This window comes from Bacillus sp. FSL E2-8900 (assembly GCF_037966225.1).
Taxonomy (GTDB): domain Bacteria; phylum Bacillota; class Bacilli; order Bacillales; family Bacillaceae_G; genus Bacillus_A; species Bacillus_A cereus.
Window position 1 is genome coordinate 2,873,330 of record NZ_CP150193.1, and the last position, 18,942, is coordinate 2,892,271.

Below are 18,942 nucleotides of genomic sequence, written 5' to 3' on the forward strand. Positions count from 1 at the left end.
GTCCCGTTTTCGGGGTTCACTTCAGGATAATCGGCTTTTTACTGTTAATTTGTTTGTAGTGGTCGAAGAGATTCCAAAGGTGCAATTTCTTTCTTATTAAATCGGTATTCTCCTAGGAAATTAATATGTTCCCACCCTAATAGAAAAATATGTTTTAATATCTCTTCATCAAATTTTTTCTTCAAAACTTTTATTGCTTCATTTAAATAAACCGTATTCCATACACTAATCGCATTAATTAAAAGGTTTAGTGCGCTACTTCTTTGAAGCTAATCTTGTAGCGCTCGTTCTCGTAATTCACCATGTTTTCCAAAGAAAATTACTCGAACTTCTGCTGGTTCTTTTTCTCTTGGTATCTCGGCTAAACCCCATGTTGGTTCAAACGATATTTTCTATCAAACCTTAACTCATAGCTACGCTTATCCCACTTTTTTATCTTTACTTTCTGATTTATGCAAGATAGATTCACCTTCAACATCTATATTTGGAAGAATCTTATCCAGCCATTTCGGCATATACCAAGCTGCTTTTCCCATCAATGTCATAACGGCAGGAACAATCGTCAGCCTAACCACAAAAGCATCAAATAGAACTCCAAATGCTAGACTCATCCCTATAGCCTTTACCATTGGGTCTGGCATAAGCATAAAGCCAAAAAATACAGCTATCATGATTAATCCTGCTGCAGCTACAACTTTTCCGCTGTCTCTCATCCCTGCAAGTATAGCTTCCTTTGGATTGCCTGTATGCGTGTAAACTTCCCGCATACGACTTGCAAGAAACACTTCATAGTCCATTGCTAACCCAAAAAGGATACCAATTGTAAGGATTGGCAAGAAGGCAAGAATTGCGCTAGAAGAAGGGAAACCAAATAAATCAAGAAGATTTCCATCTTGAATAACAAACACGGCAAATCCTAGTGTTGCAGCCAATGAAAGGAGGAAGCCTACTACTGCTTTTAAAGGAAGTAATAGGGATCTAAATACTAACACTAACAGGACGTATGCCAGTCCTACTACAAGCACTGCGAATATAGGTAATGCTGTATTTAGCTTTTCTGTTATATCTATATTGACCGCCGTTGTACCAGTAACTAATAACTCAATGTCATTTTCTTTTTTGGTTATATTCGACTTTTCTCGAATATGCTTCACAAGATTCTTTGTTTCTATATCATTTGGTCCCGTTTTTGGGGTCACAGTGATAATAAAAACGTCACCAGAAGAATTAGGGAAAGCTGGTGTTACACTCTTAACATTCTTTAGCTCACCAATTTCTTCTGTAATCTCCGCCATTGCTTTTTGTGTCTTTTGTGGGTCTTGTTTTTTACTATCTATTTTTGCTGCCACAACTAGAGAAGAGTGAACACCTTCCCCGTATGCTTCTGTCATGAGATCATATGCTTTTCTTTCCGTTGTATCTTTTGACATGGTATCCCCGTCATCGGGCAGTCCTAGGTTCATATGGAAAAATGGAAGACTAATGACAGCAAGTAATGCGATAGCCAGGAAAGACATAACTAACGGATGTTTTGTGACAAGCTTTCCCCATTTATTCGAAGGTACTTTGCCTTCTTTTGCACCTGTAATTTTTTTCAAGAATTTATTTCCTGTAGAGGGATGAAATCTATGCCCTACTATTCCTAGTAAAGCTGGAAGTACGATAATGGAAACCAATACAGCACTTAATATACTAATAGATGATACTGCTCCCATCTTGGTTAAAAAAGGAATCTTCATGACAGATAATCCAAGAAGTCCAATTATTACAGTGATTCCAGCAAAAACAACGGCACTCCCTGCAGTACCAGTTGCTATAGCAATAGATTCTTTAACGGAATGTCCTTCGCCAAGTTGTTGTCTAAATCGAGTCATAATAAATAAAGCATAATCAATTCCAACGGCTATTCCCAACATGATAGCCACTGAAAGCGAAAGATCCTGCAATTCAATAAAATTAGAGCCTATCATAACTACGAGCATTCCAGTTCCTAATCCTATAATAGCAGTGATAATAGGCATCCCAGCTGCTAGGAAAGATGTGAATGTAATCGCCAAAATTATAAAGGCAATAACTATTCCAATAGCCTCCGATTCACCATTTGATTCGACTACAGTAAATTTCACATCACCGGTTAACTCCGTTTGGATTCCCTCCTCACGAGTTTGTTCAATTTTGTTTAATACATTCTTCTTAGACGATTCCTTTATATCTTCAGCATCATTTTTATAATTGACAACAGCATACCCCATGGTATTATCTTTGGTTAAATTTTTAAGTTGCATAGGGGTTGCAATTGATTCAACATTTGAATCATCTTTTTTAATATCAGACAAAGTATCCGTAATCACTTTATTTACCTGTTCCGAATCTAATGTCTGATCTTTTGGGGCTTTAAAAACTATTTTAATTTGGGCACCAGCACTTTGAGATTCAGGGAATTCTTTTTCTAACAACTTGCTTGCCTTCTCAGCTGGTGTGCCTGGAATCGTTAACTCATCATTGAAAGAGGGACCTAAACTTCCAGCTAGTACCCCCAAGATGAATAAAATTCCTAAGGTACTAAAAACAATACTCTTCCCATGTTTTGCTGCCCAACCACCTAATTTGTAAAGATACTTTGCTATTTTAATCTCCTCCAACTTCGTTATTTACAATAGTAAGTACATGGTTTCAAATGACCTTTTTGCATACATTGACAGTAATCAAATTCCTTTTATAGAATAAGCATAGTCATTATCGAAACATTTGTATTAACATTAGCACTTACACATGTAAGTATAAAAGAGAGGGGTGGTTTTTCAAGCACTTTTAGATAAATAGAAGCTAAAACTAACAAAATGAAAGGATGTGTTAGCGCTGAGAAACTCACGTCAGGATGGTATATATTCCCAAGAATACATTACAGAAGCTTTGGGTCTGCTGCTGCAAGAAAAAAAATTGGAGGATATAACAGTTACGGAACTTTGCAAAAAAGCTGGAGTTGCAAGAGTTACATTTTACAAATACTATCGTACCATTTACGATGTGCTTAATGCCTCTATGCAAAAAGGTATCGACAAATTTTTAGAAGAAATTACTTATTTAGATTCTCATGATAGTCTTCAACTTTTTATAGAAGGTTTAATAAGTTTTATGGCCAATGAGCGTATCCTAATGAAAAACATAATAGATTCCAATATGTCTGGTCTTCTTCTTGATTATGTTAATTCCGCAATAAAATCTATATTTGAAACAGACAATCCGATCAGTAATAACATGAGCAAAGCTCAAGCATTATTTTTTATTGGTGGATTCTTTAATGTCTTCATTGATTGGATCAAAAGATCGTCAAGAGAGTCTCCTCAATCTTTAACTGAAAAAATATATGAGATGTTCCCAATAAAAAAAGAAATATAGAAAATTTCCCCTTCTACTAATCAGCCCCTTTTTGTGAGATAAAAATAGCTGCCAAAATGGCAGCTATAATCAAAGAAAGTCTTTCTTAAGGGTGTTGAAAATTTATTTAATGTTATTGGCATTCCCTTTCAAATTGAAAAATATCTTGATTTTTCGATTTTATCTCTCAATTGTTAAAAATTACTTAGCATTAGTTTTTTATGAATATTCAAAAAAGCCTATTTACTCTGAACGAGATGAAAACGATTCTTTTAGAGAAGATACCCCTCTTTAGTTCTGATGTAAAGATCATATAACTTTGAGATAAAGATTATTCTTATATAGTATAAGAATGTGTCTCATTTTGACCATAAGTAATAATGATTTAAAATTAAGGTATGAGATAAAGTTAATAAATAAATCGGAGGATGAAATGTATAAATTATTGATTGTTGAAGATGAAATAAATATAGCGGATACACTAAAAGAACATCTCGAAAAATATGGATATCATTGCCTCATTGTAGAAGATTTTCAAAAGGTATTAGAAATTTTTCAAGATTTCCAACCCCATCTCGTCATAATGGATGTTACCCTTCCTGCCTTTGATGGTTATTATTGGTCCCGTAAAATCAGACAAATATCGAATTGTCCCATTGTGATTCTTTCTGCTCGTATGAGTGAGACGGATCAAGTATATGGCATTGAAAATGGAGCTGATGATTTCATTACCAAACCTTTTTTATTAGGAGTCGTTCTTGCAAAAATTAATGGACAAATTCGTCGTATATATGGCGAATATGCCAGAAATGTACAGGAGAAAATTTTCAAAATAGGAAATACAATTTTAAACTTAGATACTGTACGATTATGCGCACCTAATCAGGAGGAGCTATTAACGATAAAAGAATTCCAGCTATGTACAATGTTCTTTGAATCATATCCTAATGTTGTAACAAGACAGCAACTCCTTACAGCCATTTGGGATGAGGAAGAATTTGTAGAGGAAAATACATTAACAGTAAATATTGCAAGATTACGAAAGAAATTAGAAGCCATTCATTCTACTTTAGAAATTAGAACTATTCGAGGAATTGGCTATCAATTAACGGAGAAACTCACATGAAGTTATTTTTAAAAGACCATTTGAGCTTTATTATTCTTTATATTATTACATTTATTAGCTTACCAATCGTTATTCATCGATTAGATGGTTTTGAAAATCATTATACCTATTTTATATTTCTAGCCTGCTCTCTATTAATCGTATTACTTTTTGGTCGTTATTTACGTCGTAAAAAAATGTATGCACATATTGGGAACAAGAACATCCATACGGACAGTTTCATGATTTATCAGCCAATTGCTCCATACGAGAAAGCATACGCAACTCAATTGCAATATATTCAATCCTTATTTTTATCAAAAGAAGAGGAGTATAAGAGTTCTTTACATAATCAGCAATTAATGATTTCTCATGCAGTTCATCAAATGAAAACGCCACTTTCTGTCATTCAACTGCTTATACAGTCCAATCAGTTTAAGGAACCAAATTCCCTTGCAGAGTGGCAAAAAGTAAAAGTTGAATGTGATAAACTGAACTTCTCTTTAAATCAGTTACTAACGTATAGTCGCTCTACTAAATTATTAGCTGATTTAAAAATAGAACCAATTCTGTTAAAGCATGTCGTACAGGAAGTTATTAACGATTTAAGAGATTATTTTATTGAGGAAGAAATCTTTCCTAAAAGCACCATACCGGAGCATATATTGCTTTATTCAGATCGTAAATGGCTAAAAGTTGTGGTTTACCAGTTATTAAGTAACGCTGTTAAATATGGCGAAAAACACTCTTCTATTATGATTCATTATGAAAATGGACAGTTATTCATTCAAAATAAAGGAGAAACGATACCTGAAAGTGAAATAAAACGTGTTTTTGAATTATTTTACACAGGAACGAAAGGACGTACAAAAGGGGAAGCAACTGGTATCGGTCTTTATTTAGTAAATAGGATCCTTACTACATTAAATCATCCATACCACCTACATTCTAAAGATAATGAAACAACATTTACAATAGATTTCTCAAGAAGTATAGAAACGGCTACCAAATAAGGTAGCCGTTTTGAATGTGACAATTTTGTCATCTTGCTGTCACATTGAGAGATGTTAAGAAGTTACAAGCATATTTATACTAAAATACTGAAAGATACAAAGGAGTGAAATATTAATGTTAAACACAATCTTAAATGTAAAGAATCTTCAAAAGGACTATACAGGGGAAATTATTTATAAAGCATTAAAAGGGATTGATTTTCATTTAGAAAAGAATGAGTTTGTTGCCGTAATGGGTCCTTCCGGTAGCGGTAAAACAACATTCCTTAACTGCATTTCCACAATCGATCCTCCAACTAAAGGATTAGTTACAATTAATTCGAAAAATCCTTATGAATTAAATGATACTGAACTAGCAAAGTTTCGTCGTACAGAATTAGGGTTTGTTTTTCAAGATTTTAACCTTGTTCATACTTTAACAGTAGAGGAAAATATTTTATTACCTTTGGTACTTGATTCTGTAGAAGCTAAGGAAATGAGCAAACGTTTAGAGAAAGTTGCAATTTTTTTAGGTATTAAAGAAATTTTAAAGAAACGTACATTTGAAATTTCAGGAGGACAAAAACAACGTGTGGCAATTGCGCGAGCTGTTATTCATGAACCTGGATTATTATTAGCCGATGAACCAACTGGAAACCTAGATTCTAAAGCGGTAAATGATGTTATGACTTTGTTTGAGTCAATTAACAAGACCTTTAACACAGCTATTTTAATGGTGACACATGATGCCTATGTTGCTAGTTTTGCACATCGCGTAATCTTTATAAAAGACGGTATTCTTTATAATGAGGTGCATCGAGGCAATAATAAACAGAAGTTTTATCAAGAAATTATGGACACACTTACATTTTTAGGTGGTGGACAGCATGAGTTTTAATCATATTGTCCTTCAAAACATCTTGCGCGATAAATGGACATATATTTCCTATTTTTTAAGCAGTGTATTTTCCATTTTGATATTTTTCTTATTTTCGATTGTAGCATTCCATCCAATGCTGGCGATCATTCAAACAGGAAGCACACTTAGCCTTGTAATGATACTTACGAGCTGTATTGTGTATATTTTTTCATTCGCTTTCATCATTTATTCGATGTTTTCGTTTTTGAAAAAGAAAACGAAAAGCCTTGGCATTTTTATGATTACTGGAGCATCTATGAAGCAAGTGCGTAAGATGGTGTTCAGAGAAAATATGCTTATTGCTGGTGTAGCAATTCTAACAGCGATTGTGCTTGGGCTTGTAATCGCCCCTTTGTTTTTAATGGTCACCAAAAGGGTTTTACAAGCGAGTAGCTTTGGTATGTATATACCAATGCAAGCTATCGCATTAACGATTTTTCTATTTGCAATTTTATTCTTTATCGTTTCTAAATTTATAACACGTTTTATTAACAAAGAAGAAGCTGTTCATCTGTTAAAAGCAGATGTAACACAGGAAAAGTTAATAGCGCCTGCACCATGGAAGTTGTTACTATCCGTAATTACGAGCGTATTCTTAGCACTATCGCTCATATTAGAAATGAATTGGGTTGAATCATCTGGAACGATCCATTACATTTTACTATTTGTTAGTTCGCTATTAGCCATTTATTTTATTATCACGCAGGGAATGTTTTTATCGATTCGTGTATTACAAAAACGACCGTCGTATTACCAAAAAACAAATATGCTTTACGTTTCGAACATAAAGGCCAAAGGACGCTCACATTCCTATCTTATCTATTTATTAACAGTTTTGTTGCTAGGTGTGTTTGTATGTACAAATGTACTGTACAGTTCCTATTACAATATAGATACGAGAGTAGAATCAATAGAGCCGTACAGCTTTGAATATATCTCACTCTCAGGAAATGCAACGGAAGTTGAAAAGGATGATATTTCATTTATTGAAAATTCATTAGCAAAACACGGTAAATACGATGCATATCATTCAGCATTTAAAACAGATAAAGATCATAATATCGGTTTTATGTCGGTTTCAAATTATAATGCACTTGGCTTTCATAAGGAAATTTCACTAAAGGATGATGAGTACTATGTTGCAGCAGGAAATAACTATGCTCTTCCAAGTACAGAATTTATTCGTGACTACCCGTTTGGAAAACTTAAATATGCGGGCCTTGAGAAACGAAATATTTTAACTTCAGGTTTTAAAAAGATGTACTATATCGTCCCAGATGCTGTTTATGAAACGATTGACTATCCTGTATTTAAAGTATTTGCTTATGAAATTGATAATTGGACAGAAAAGCTCGACTTGTCTGAAACGATTCTTTCCAAAATTTCAACAATACCAAATGAGCGCCTAATTTCTTCTAAAATTAATTTTTACGAGACTGAAAAAACTACAGTGAGCCTCCTATTCTTTATCGGTTTCATGTTGAGCCTTATCTTTTTGAGCGCGGCAATGAGTATTCTTTATTTCTATCTGCAAACGTCATTTGAAGGCGAAAAAGAAAAATATGCAGGAATCAGAAAACTTGGCTTTTCTACGAAAGAATTAGTTACTGTGGTGACTAAGGAGTTGGCAACTTTAATTTTTATCCCGTTTGCACTTGCATCTATTCTTCTATGTGGAATAACGATTGGAATGCGTAACCATTTTTCATCAGCATTTTATGGAGTCACAGCAATAGGTGTAGGAATATTTTTATTGCTATTTGTTATAAGCTTTTTCATCATACGACGAAACTATTTGAAAAAACTAATGAATTAACAATACATGTATTTAATGTTTTAGATACTTCATCTAAAAATAATATAGCAAGTTTACCCAAAGTTTTACTATTCGAGAGGTTCTATTTTTTATAAAAGAACCTCTTGGACAAAAAATTTATACTTTTTTATGAAAGTATATTGTGTATGTAAGAAAACAAAACTGTGTTTTCAAAAGATTAATAGTATCTGAGTAACATGTAAAGTGGAGGTTTTATATATTATGAGGTTAAATGCTTTTCAATTAAAGATTTTTGCAATGATCCTTATGGTCATTGACCACGTGTATACTTACATTCCGGGTATACCAATGTGGATGCATCATCCAGGACGTATTGTAGCGCCAATTTTCTTCTATTTTGTAGTGGAAGGATTCTTCTATACACGAAATCGTACAAAGTATGCTACACGTGTATTTATGTGGGCAGCGATTATGTTTGCAGGTTCAGCGCTAATTCAGTACTTGTTCCCAAGGGAAGGTGGACTTCACAATAATATTTTCTTGTCACTTGGAATGAGTATTGTTTTACTTTGTACGATTGATTATACGAAACGTACAAAAAACTATTTACTAGGAATTCCAGCTACCATTATTGCGGCTATATTAGGACTGTTTACAGAAGCAAGTGATATTGGCGTCATTATGACATTAATCTTCTATTTCTTTAGAGAGAAGAAAATGTGGTTAATTATCACATATGTATTACTTTCATTAATAGAGGTACCAACATCACTTATGTCTGGAGAAATTTTTACGGAAATGGGTTTATTTGGTTTTAACAACCAATGGATGATGATATTTGCTTTACCATTCTTCTTCTTATACAGTGGAGAACGTGGTGTAAATAATTCATTAACAAAATATATGTTTTATATTTTCTATCCGGTCCACTTATGGATTATCTATACAATTGGATATTTTGTGAGTAAATAAAGAGAAAGCTTTGCATATTATGCAAAGCTTTCTCTTTTATTATAGTATCCTTATTTTACTAGGAACTTATCCCCCTGACAAAAACACAACTATGTATACAAACCATTTTCATCCTATTCGTATATAAAATCCCAGTATTTTTCAAGTTTCTAAATGAAGTTGTAGGGAATGCATCTTACGGGAAGTTTTTAGTACATTCAAATTTTGCTTAGCGTACGAAATTCGCGGTTTGTTGGTGGGACCCCATGCCCACATCGCCATCAAGCTAAAATTTTATAGCACCCCCAGAACAAAATTTTGTACTATCTTGTAACAAAATGCTCATTTTTTCGTTTTGAGGTATTTGCGTTTCTTAGTCTGATAGTGATGGGGTGGGCCCCCACACAGTACGATTTTATTTCAAAAACACAACGATTTTACTACACACTTTTTATTTATCCCACACTCTCATCTGCTAGTATCACTATTTTTCATTACTAATGTTGCCGTTTCACTCGGATGGCTAAGAGGAAAATGATGGCCATATGGAACAAAATCAACCTTACCAAGATACGATGGAGCAGAATAACCTCTGTCATAATCCCCCCAAATAATGTGAAGATTATACTTTGTTACTTCCTTGAAATCACCTTGATCTTTTTTCAGTAGTAAACTGTTAAGCTGAACCGTAGTATTTAAAATTCTAGGAGAAGTAAAACTGTTACTTACTTTTTCGATATAATGTTCAGGGATGCTCTCCATACTTTCAAACAAACCATTACTTAATAAATATCGCTCTATGAAATTAGTAGTTGCCAGTTTTAATGTCCATTTGTTCATAAATTGAGGAACATTTAGCGATTTAGCATTTTTTTTAACTACAGGTGGCTGAAGTAAAGTGATTGCATACTTCTTATCTATGTACTCTTGTACCAATGCTTCCAGAAGAATAAATGCACCGAATGAATGACCAATTAGATGTGCACCATTCTTAGCTTTCTCCAATAACTTTTTCACTACATTCAAATAGATATTTAGAAGATTTTTATCTCGTTTAAAAGGAGAACGCCCCAAACCTGGAAGATCCAAGATCCATACAGGTTGACCAGTTTTTTCATGAAGCTCTTGTGCTAAAGGAAATAAATCCTCTCCATCACTCAATAAACCATGTAATAAAATAAACGGTTTACCCTCTCCTTGTAATTGGTAAAGGGTATTGTTATCGCATAATGTTCGTTTAAATACATGATTATGCTGGCCATTTTGATACATCATTCGATAATCCAGATCAGCTACTACGGCAGGGAAAAATTTCATTACACTCGTCTTCCTAAACCAATCTCCTCCCATAATTTTTTTCGCTGAAACATTTGAAAATTTTCGTTTTGTAATAAAATTCAGTCCATCAGAAGGAATTTTTGTTATTTTACTTACTCCACTATTCATAATTGTTTTCATAAGCGGCATTGGAACCGAGATTTTTGGTGCCCTCATATTCATACTTTCCGACATAATACTTAATAACTCAGCCATGTTCTGATCGTGCTGTTTGTCTTCAACAAGTGTATATGTTTGAATAGTCGGTTGCTCCAACCTGAAAACCTGCACAATAAACTTCGCAAACTCATCGTTTGAAATAAGTGGTAACCTATATCCCTTACCTCCAGGAATCACTGGCATGAGCCCTCTTCGCATACTCATCACAAGCAAACCTAATCCTGCTATCTGCTCTGTACTCCCTGTTTTGCTACTACCGACTACAGTTGGTGGATTAATTACAGAAAGCGGATAACCTACTGCTGATGCCTGCTGACGGATATAAAGATCTGCTAAAAATTTTGTTCTCTCATATGGATTTTTTATTTTCAAATAACTGTTTCCTTCTTTAAACACATCAATTGCAATCTTGCTATTTTTATCATCAAAGGGACTCATATAACCTACAACATGAATAAATTGTTGCAAGCCCTTCAATTGATGAATACTTTTAGCTAATTCACTAATATGTTTGGCGCCATTTAAAAATACGGAAGCTGCCTCTTTACTTGTCGCTTGAATATCCATGGGGCCTCCTGCGTGAATAATCACATCCGTTTTCAATACCCTCTCCTTATCTTCAGCACTTAGACCTAAATCTATTTTCGTCAAATCACCTTCAATAAAGTGCATAACTTCCTTTTTTAAGATGCCTCTTTCTTGAAAAAGGCGTATTGCTTTACTTTTCGACCTCACTAAAAGAAGAATTTTCACATCCTCTTTGGCTAATTCTTTCACTAATTGCTTTCCAATAAAGCCTGTTCCACCAGTTAAAAATACTGTTCTCATATAAAATCCCCTTTTTTAGTACTAATCAGTACTAATTTGATGTAAAAAAAATGCTTCTTTTATCGAAGCAATTTTAAAAAATGATCTGCTGTTTTCGTGATTACAGTTGCATCCTTCAATGTTTCTGAAATAAATAACGCTCCTTCAAGATTTGTAATAAAAAGTGATGCAACCTCATCAATATGAATCGTATTTCTGAATTCTCCATTCTCTACCCCTTGTTTAAGTAATAGAGAAACTTTCTTTTGTAATCCTGTAAAAAAAAGACCTATTTTTTCTTTTATTTGCGTGGCCTGTTTAGGACTTTGAATATAAAGAGTAATAAATGGACAGCTCCCCTTATACTCTCTCGACTGAACTCCTTGTGATAATTGCTTTAAAAACAGTTGGATACGATCTTCAACTAAAAATTGGTTCTGAGAAAGTACGTCATCAATTGCAGATTGATACATTTCAATCCAATAATCAACGACCCCTTCTAATAATACTTCCTTATTAGAAAAGTGATAATACACATTAGACTTTGAAACTTTGCTTACACGTACTAATTCATCCATACTTGTATAAGCAAACCCTTTTTCTAAAAATAATGTTGCAGCTACTTCAATCACACGTCTTTGATTCATTAATTTTACCTTTGTCATAACTAGAACTATATAGTACTAATTTAAATATTGCAAGTATTTATGTTAATTTAGAAAAAATTTTGATTAAAAAAGTTCCACTAACATTGATTTTACTGCAAAAAAATCTTATTTTGAATAAAGTTGAACTGAACCCCGAAATTGTTAATTCACTATCGTCTAATAGAGGTCACCATACATGCTCATCAACTTAAGAAAAAGAAATGCCCCCAAAACGAAAAAATGAGCGGCTTCTCAAAATAGCTATCTGTAGAGAAAGAAAATTTAAATTTAGGGGGATATGAAAATATTAGCTTGATGGATATGGAGTAGTGCACCTATAAACAAAACCCTCCAGAAACATCTAAAATCTGCCCTGTTATCCAGCGGCTATCAGCAGAAGCAAAGAATGCTACTGCATCTGCAATATCTTCAACTTGCCCTATTCGTTCGAACACAGATGAATTCGTAGCAAAACTTCGTATTTCCGGATCATCTAGCAATTTTGCATTAATATCTGTCTTCGTATATCCAGGCATAATTGTATTCACTGTTATACCTCTTTCTCCGAGATGTTTAGCTAGAGGAAGTGTCATCGTATTTAATGCACCTTTACTTAAGCCGTATGCAATTGAGCCTGTAAAACCAAGTCGTACTTCAGCTGATGAAATGTTAATAATACGCCCCTCTGCTCGTAGTAACGGCAATGTTTGCTGAATTAAGAAGAACGGTGCCTTAATATTTACAGACATAATTTCATCAAAAACTTCTTCTGTCGTATTTTCAATCGTCCCTTGTGTACCTATCCCTGCGTTGTTTACTAAAATATCAATCTCTGATGTACTAACTTTTATTTGTAATTCATTCTTTAACTGTTCTACTAGCTTTTTGACACCATCAATTGAATTGAGTTCAGCTTCAATTAAGAACGCTTTTCCTCCACTAGATTCAATATCACTAATCGTTTCATCTGCAGCTGCCTTATTTCGGCCGTAGTGAATCGCAACTAATGCACCATCGTTTGCCAATCTCCTCGCAATCGCACGACCAATACCACGACTCGCCCCTGTTACTAACGCTACCTTCCCATCAAGATTCTTCATTTTTTCCATCCTTCCTAAATTTCTATTCGATAAATCCTATACTTATATTTTTATTCAAACACCAATAATTTTAAATATAGATTTATAGGTAATTCAGTCCGTTCACTTATAATATTATAGTTATAATTTGTTATTTACTTAAAAAAATAAAATAAGGAGGCTACACAATGCCAAACGCAGTAAAATTGGATGAAATCGATCATAAAATTATGAACTTGTTGTATGAAAATGCGAGAATTTCTGTTTCAGAAATAGGACGAATTATATCCATGACGCAACCTGCTGTAAAAGAACGTATTAACAAGCTTGAAGATCAAGGAGTTATAGCGGCTTATCGAACGAAATTTGAGCCTGCAAAAATTAATAAAAACATTCAAGCATTCATCATGTTTAAAACGAGCCAATGCTCTGATTTTATTCAATTTTGTAATGCCGCTCCTGAAGTAACAGATTTATATCGAATTAGTGGGGAGTTTAATTATATGATGAAGGTCATGAGCGATTCGATGGATTCTCTCGCTGCATTTTTAGACTCTTTAATGCAATTTGGCTTGTCATCTCCTTTAATTATTTTAAAGAGTGAGTTTGAGGAGAAATTGTCGTTCTAATAAAGGGATACGTATTATCCTCCGCTAACAGTACAAGCTTTTCCTTTATGAGAAAATCCAACAAAATCAATGATTAGTAACCAAAAAAAGAACATTGATTTTCAATGTTCTTTTTTATACCTCTACTTATTAATTAGATTGCTCTGCGAAAAGAGCACCTTAATCCCCTTATTATCCCTGATTCCTCTGCGCCTCTCTAAACTCCGCCTTCACCTTCTCTAACAACCCTTCTTCCATAATTAATCGATACGCCGTATTTGCTAATGCTTTTGCCGATGTAATTAATGCTTTGTCTCCTAATTCTGAACGCGCTGCTTCTCTAAATTCATTCGTATGCGCAATTAAATCATCTGGACCGATTTTAATGTACGGATGAATTGTCGGTACGACTTGGCTTACGTTTCCTGTGTCAGTTGAGCCGATCCCGAGTCTTTCTTTACGATTTACATCTTCACCTAGTAATTCTAATTCTTCAGCTACAATGTCGTTATATGTTTTTGTTACGAGTAGTTCATCGATTTCATTTTGGAATTGATGGATTTTTACTTTCGCACCTGTTGCTAATGCTGCTCCCTCAGCAATGTTTCTTACTTTTTCTGTTACTTCCGCGCATCTTTTTCTCGTTGCTGCACGGATGAAGAATCTTGCTGCGGCATAGTCAGGAATAATATTAGGTGCTTTTCCGCCCTCAGTAATAATGCCATGAATTTTCACATCTGACGGAAGTTGTTGGCGAAGTGCGTTAATACCGTTATAGAGCTGAATAACCGCATCTAATGCGTTAATCCCTTCTTCTGGAGAAGCTGCAGCGTGAGCTGTTTTTCCGTAAAAATGAAAATCAAGTGGATCGACTGCTAGTGAAGGACTCGTTGTTGCTGTCTTTCCGCTCGGATGAATCATAAGCGCCGCATCAATGTCTTTAAATAAACCTGCCTTTACATAACTTGATTTCGCGCTACCATTTGGCCCGCCTTCTTCTGCTGGCGTACCAAACACGACAACTTCCCCGCCAATTTCTTCAAGCGTTTCTGATAATGCGATTGCTGCTGCAACGCTAATTGTGCCAATTAAATTGTGACCACACGCATGACCTAGTCCTGGTAAAGCGTCGTACTCCCCTAAAAATGCGATTGCAGGTCCTTGTTTTCCAGAGCTTTTTCGCGCGATAAATCCCGTTTCATGTCCAGCTATATTGTGCTGCAACTGAAATCCTGCACTGCCTAGCAATAAACTTAACGTTCTAGATGCATAAAACTCTTGGTTACCAATTTCCGGATTCGCATGAATATCATGACTTGTTTCTATGTACTTTTCCTTATTTCTTTCGATACTCTCTTCAATTGTTTTTCTTTGTGACGCTACTCCTGTCGCTCCCATTTTTCTTCCTCCTTTTATTTTCACATAAAAAAGCCTCTTTCTAAAAGATAGAAAGAGGCATCTGTATATACAGTCAAAATGAGCTTCTTTCTTATCTTTCAAGTTACCTTGCTGGAATTGGCACAGTATTCATAACGAATCCGCTGCCGAGGTATCATAGGGCCAGTCCCTCCACCTCTCGTGATAAGAATTTTCATAAAATTATATTAAATTATTTTTTATTCTAAGTTCATTCCAAGTAAAAGTCAAGGAATTCCTATCCGAATTTACCGAATATCTAAAAATCCTTTTAATACACCAATTGTCTCAGGTGCTTGCAGTCTTGCACATACGTACGGAAATTCCGTACTACCTTCAAACATCATTTGAGATGTAAGCGGTGCGCCTGCCCAGAAGATTTCATCATCAATTACTAAGAATGGGAATGCTTTATTTTGTCTTTGTAACTTTACATTTTTCAGTGGAACTGGTCCATCACTATACACTGTTATTTGCGCATTTGTACGCATTAACGCTTGCCATACTCGTTTATCCACTTGTTTTGTACTTGGAAGTGAAATAATAACTTTTCGTTTTGCGGCTAAAATATCTTTTAATAACCCTTTCGGCTCTTCAAGATTCATTTCCATAAACCAGCGTAAACGTTTCGAAATTTTCCGTTCCCACAATTGTCTTGATGTCGTGCGATCATACACATCTCCGTGACGTTCTATATGAGCTGTTAATTGTGATAACGCTTGTTTTCTAGAAAGGTTTTTACGCATATAATGGCAATCTGATAATTGAATGAACTTCCCTCTCGCCCTTGTCACTGCTACATTGACGAGGCGATGGTTTTTGTGATCAAAGAATAATACACCAGGTCGTTCTTGCGGATAACTGTCAACCGTATCAAAGATCATCATATCTCTTTCAGAACCTTGGAACTTATGAACTGTCGCCGCTAAAACTGGTATGTTTTGATATTTTGTTCTCTGCAACATTTCTCTAATACACGTTGATAAAAAGCGTGACTGCGCCCTGTAAGGTGTCACAATACCAATTGATTGCACACCGTCTAACAATCCGATTAACATCATTTGCATTGCTACTAAACCAGACATAATGTTAAAACGTGAACCAGAAGCAGCATCTTTTAACGAAAAAGCTCCCATTTGGCTCGTATCAAATAAAACACTCGCTTCATTTGCGAACGGCTGCAATTGCGCAAGTTCTTTACGCTCTGAAACAGACGGATGATCGTATACTCTATTTTTATAAATAAACGAATTCGTAAACTTCGATATATCCGCATGCATACGTCTTTGTTCCTGCAACATAAATAGGTTTGGGTGTGCTTCTGATTTATTAACAGACTCAACAATCCCAGCATGGTAAAACATATCTTCCCCAAGCCATTTGCGAACGAGTTCATGATTTGCCATCGCAATTGGAGGTAACTGTAAAAAGTCACCGCAAACGACGATACGTTTTCCAAGTGAAGCAGCTAATGCAATTTGCGGAACATATGCCATACTTACTTCATCTACAACAACTAAATCAAATGTGCGCTCATAAATAAGTGAATCAATGGCACATTTTGATAAAGTTGCACCAATTACTTTCGCATTTTCAATATATTCTTTTTCTACTTCTTTAATTTTAGCCTTTTGCTTTCGAAGATCACTTTCAATCTCTTGTATACGCTTCTTATCAGCAGATGTTGCTTTATACGATAAGATTTTTTCACGAAGATCTTGTCGTGTCTCTTCTAAATAGAGTCTTTCCTCACCCCAAGATCCGTTCGTCGTTTCAACTAACTTCGACGCAAGTAACGTTTCATGATTTCGTATATGTTCATGTTGACTATAACCGTAACGAACAATTTCGCCAGGCATCCATTTCTTTTTCTTCTCAATTTGCTTCGTTACTTCACTCATTAATACGTCTACTGCCGCATTACTATGAGCCAACACAAGTACCGATTTTCCTTTTTGATAATGAGCCGAAATAATACGTGATAAATTGTAAGACTTCCCTGTTCCTGGTGGTCCCCATACGTAAGTTGTTGGATTATAAAACGCACGATATGCCAATTCATTTTTCGGATTTTTCATCTTCTCAATATGTTTCGGACTGCTCGTCCCATCAACAAGACGCTTTATACGATTACGTTTTAGCTTATCTTTACGTGCTTCCTTCAACCTCTCTTGTAGTTGCTCTAACAATTGCCACGGTTCACTATATAAAACAGCTTCTCGTATTTCACCTTGTATATAATCATTTAATTTCAGTTCTATTTCTAATCCATGTACAGACAATACTTCTCCTGTCGCTTCCTCACCATCAAACTCAATTCGAATGGGTGAACCTTCAGGTAAGCTTACTTCCGAAATAAGCTGAAATACGTATACTGTACTTTCATAATCTGTATATAAAAAACGACCATTCATGATAGAAATTTTACTACCACCTATCGTTTTCCAATGTTTAATTTCATATGCTAATGCATAATGCCACTCTTTCATCGTTTCCGATAATGAAGGAGTTTGAGTAGTTGTATTCATCGTATAATCTCCTTCCTTCTCCCCAAACATACTTTCTCACTATACCATATAACACGCTAAAATTTGTAAGGTTTTTATCTTGCTTATTTTCTTAATTTTCAATAATATATTGTGTATAATTTTCAGAAAGAAGGAATCTACATGCCAGTTAGAAGAATTGAACACGTTGGACTTATGGTTGCAAACTTAGAAACATCTATTTCATTTTATGAAGAAGTAGTCGGCTTACAGCTCATGAAACGTATGGGTCATCCAAATCCAGACTTAAAACTCGCTTTTTTAGGTGTGGAAGAATCAAAAGAAACGATACTAGAACTCATTGAAGGCTACAACTCTTCTCTTCCGGCAGAAGGAAAAGTACATCACATTTGCTTTAAAGTGGATTCATTAGAGGATGAGATCGAAAGACTGAAGAAACAAAAAGTAACCTTTTTACTAGGAGAAGAAATCGAAACATTACCAGATGAAACACGTTACATATTCTTCGCTGGTCCTGATGGAGAGTGGATTGAGTTTTTTGAGACGGAGAGATAAAGCAAACCTTTATTTTGCGGGATAGAAAAGGAGCCGGAATTCCGCCCCTTGTTTTTAACCAGTAACAATGAAACATACCTCCAACCTAAGAATTTACCAAGATTAAAAACACAATCATTTTGTTAGGAGGAGAGAATGGGAAATACAGTCTTTATTATTGTTTTTTTGGATACTGATACTATTTCCAATCCTTTATGTAATCAAGATAAAGGATTGGAATATAAAAATAGTTGCCTTATTTGTTGGAAGGATTCTATTAAGCATTTTCTATTTCATAAATGGAATGGTGTTAGGTCTGCAACGAAATTGGGTAGAATCTCCCTATGAAACAGAATGGGATTTCTTTGTAAAGTCTTTACTAAACGGAAAAACTGATGCACTTATACACTTGTTACTTCTAATTATTATCATTACTTTGGATCTATTCTTTACATTTTATTATATCAATAAAAAGAAATAGGATATTCTATCCTATTTCTTTTTTTATGAGTAGCGCCATATCGCTATCAAACTAATGTTTTACGCTGCCCCTAAACAATAATTTTTTACATTTTTACTATGAGAATGTCAATTTTACTATTTTTGGGGTATTTATTTTTACTAGCTTGATGGACATGGGGTTGATTTATTTTCTTAGGTTAGTAGACATGTGGTGCTATCCCATTGCTATTAAGCTAAGAATTTAAGTGTAATATCATTTAAGG

At 34.7% G+C, this 18,942-nt stretch carries 14 protein-coding genes, 2 pseudogenes and 1 riboswitch; of the genes and pseudogenes, 9 read left to right on the top strand and 7 right to left on the bottom strand.

Features of this window, described 5'->3' with window-relative positions:
• Positions 1–44: 44 nt before the first annotated feature.
• Positions 45–326 (bottom strand): annotated as a pseudogene (locus NST90_RS14730) (Tn3 family transposase); the annotation flags it as partial.
• Between the two features lie 93 nt (positions 327–419).
• On the bottom strand, positions 420–2,642 hold the full coding sequence (locus NST90_RS14735; RefSeq protein ID WP_000391146.1) for an MMPL family transporter: 2,223 nt from the start codon (positions 2,640–2,642) through the stop codon (positions 420–422).
• A 208-nt stretch (positions 2,643–2,850) separates the two neighbouring features.
• Between NST90_RS14735 and NST90_RS14740 the strand changes: the two genes are divergently transcribed.
• From NST90_RS14740 to NST90_RS14765, 6 genes are all read left to right on the top strand, one after another.
• Positions 2,851–3,399, top strand: a complete 549-nt coding sequence (locus NST90_RS14740) for a TetR/AcrR family transcriptional regulator (protein ID WP_001986429.1) — start codon at positions 2,851–2,853, stop codon at positions 3,397–3,399.
• Between the two features lie 412 nt (positions 3,400–3,811).
• Positions 3,812–4,504, top strand: coding sequence for a response regulator transcription factor (locus tag NST90_RS14745; RefSeq protein ID WP_000277459.1), 693 nt, complete (start codon positions 3,812–3,814; stop codon positions 4,502–4,504).
• Positions 4,501–5,496 carry a HAMP domain-containing sensor histidine kinase gene (locus NST90_RS14750; RefSeq protein ID WP_000765292.1) on the top strand — a complete coding sequence of 332 codons (996 nt, stop codon included), beginning with the start codon at positions 4,501–4,503 and terminating at the stop codon, positions 5,494–5,496. Before NST90_RS14745 ends, NST90_RS14750 begins: the two co-directional genes overlap by 4 nt.
• Before the next feature lie 115 nt (positions 5,497–5,611).
• Positions 5,612–6,373 (top strand): ABC transporter ATP-binding protein, encoded by a 762-nt coding sequence (locus NST90_RS14755; protein WP_000935297.1) that lies wholly within the window; start codon positions 5,612–5,614, stop codon positions 6,371–6,373.
• Positions 6,363–8,210, top strand: a complete 1,848-nt coding sequence (locus NST90_RS14760) for an ABC transporter permease (RefSeq protein WP_000009434.1) — start codon at positions 6,363–6,365, stop codon at positions 8,208–8,210. Before NST90_RS14755 ends, NST90_RS14760 begins: the two co-directional genes overlap by 11 nt.
• Before the next feature lie 222 nt (positions 8,211–8,432).
• The gene (locus NST90_RS14765; RefSeq protein ID WP_001238740.1) at positions 8,433–9,143 is read left to right on the top strand and encodes a TraX family protein; all 711 of its coding nucleotides are present in this window, start codon (positions 8,433–8,435) and stop codon (positions 9,141–9,143) included.
• A 447-nt stretch (positions 9,144–9,590) separates the two neighbouring features.
• Here the strand turns inward: NST90_RS14765 and NST90_RS14770 are convergent, their stop codons facing one another.
• The 3 genes from NST90_RS14770 to NST90_RS14780 all read right to left on the bottom strand — a co-directional run bounded on the left by NST90_RS14770 (position 9,591) and on the right by NST90_RS14780 (position 13,173).
• Positions 9,591–11,447, bottom strand: a complete 1,857-nt coding sequence (locus NST90_RS14770; protein WP_001261145.1) for an alpha/beta fold hydrolase — start codon at positions 11,445–11,447, stop codon at positions 9,591–9,593.
• A 59-nt stretch (positions 11,448–11,506) separates the two neighbouring features.
• The gene (locus tag NST90_RS14775) at positions 11,507–12,073 is read right to left on the bottom strand and encodes a TetR/AcrR family transcriptional regulator (RefSeq protein WP_001076337.1); all 567 of its coding nucleotides are present in this window, start codon (positions 12,071–12,073) and stop codon (positions 11,507–11,509) included.
• A 335-nt stretch (positions 12,074–12,408) separates the two neighbouring features.
• Complete coding sequence (locus tag NST90_RS14780) at positions 12,409–13,173, bottom strand: SDR family oxidoreductase (protein ID WP_000792678.1); 765 nt, start codon at positions 13,171–13,173, stop codon at positions 12,409–12,411.
• 167 nt (positions 13,174–13,340) lie between these two features.
• Here NST90_RS14780 and NST90_RS14785 point away from each other — a divergent pair, with 167 nt between their 5' ends.
• Positions 13,341–13,781 (top strand): Lrp/AsnC family transcriptional regulator, encoded by a 441-nt coding sequence (locus tag NST90_RS14785; protein WP_001132318.1) that lies wholly within the window; start codon positions 13,341–13,343, stop codon positions 13,779–13,781.
• 171 nt (positions 13,782–13,952) lie between these two features.
• Here the strand turns inward: NST90_RS14785 and NST90_RS14790 are convergent, their stop codons facing one another.
• On the bottom strand, positions 13,953–15,158 hold the full coding sequence (locus NST90_RS14790; protein WP_283748154.1) for a M20 family metallopeptidase: 1,206 nt from the start codon (positions 15,156–15,158) through the stop codon (positions 13,953–13,955).
• Between the two features lie 88 nt (positions 15,159–15,246).
• A riboswitch (SAM riboswitch) is annotated at positions 15,247–15,348 on the bottom strand.
• A 76-nt stretch (positions 15,349–15,424) separates the two neighbouring features.
• Positions 15,425–17,734: an AAA domain-containing protein gene (locus NST90_RS14795; RefSeq protein ID WP_283748153.1), complete on the bottom strand. Its 2,310-nt coding sequence runs from the start codon at positions 17,732–17,734 to the stop codon at positions 15,425–15,427.
• 111 nt (positions 17,735–17,845) lie between these two features.
• Between NST90_RS14795 and NST90_RS14800 the strand changes: the two genes are divergently transcribed.
• The gene (locus NST90_RS14800) at positions 17,846–18,238 is read left to right on the top strand and encodes a VOC family protein (RefSeq protein ID WP_001145285.1); all 393 of its coding nucleotides are present in this window, start codon (positions 17,846–17,848) and stop codon (positions 18,236–18,238) included.
• Between the two features lie 135 nt (positions 18,239–18,373).
• Positions 18,374–18,698, top strand: a pseudogene (locus NST90_RS14805) (hypothetical protein).
• Positions 18,699–18,942: the final 244 nt, after the last annotated feature.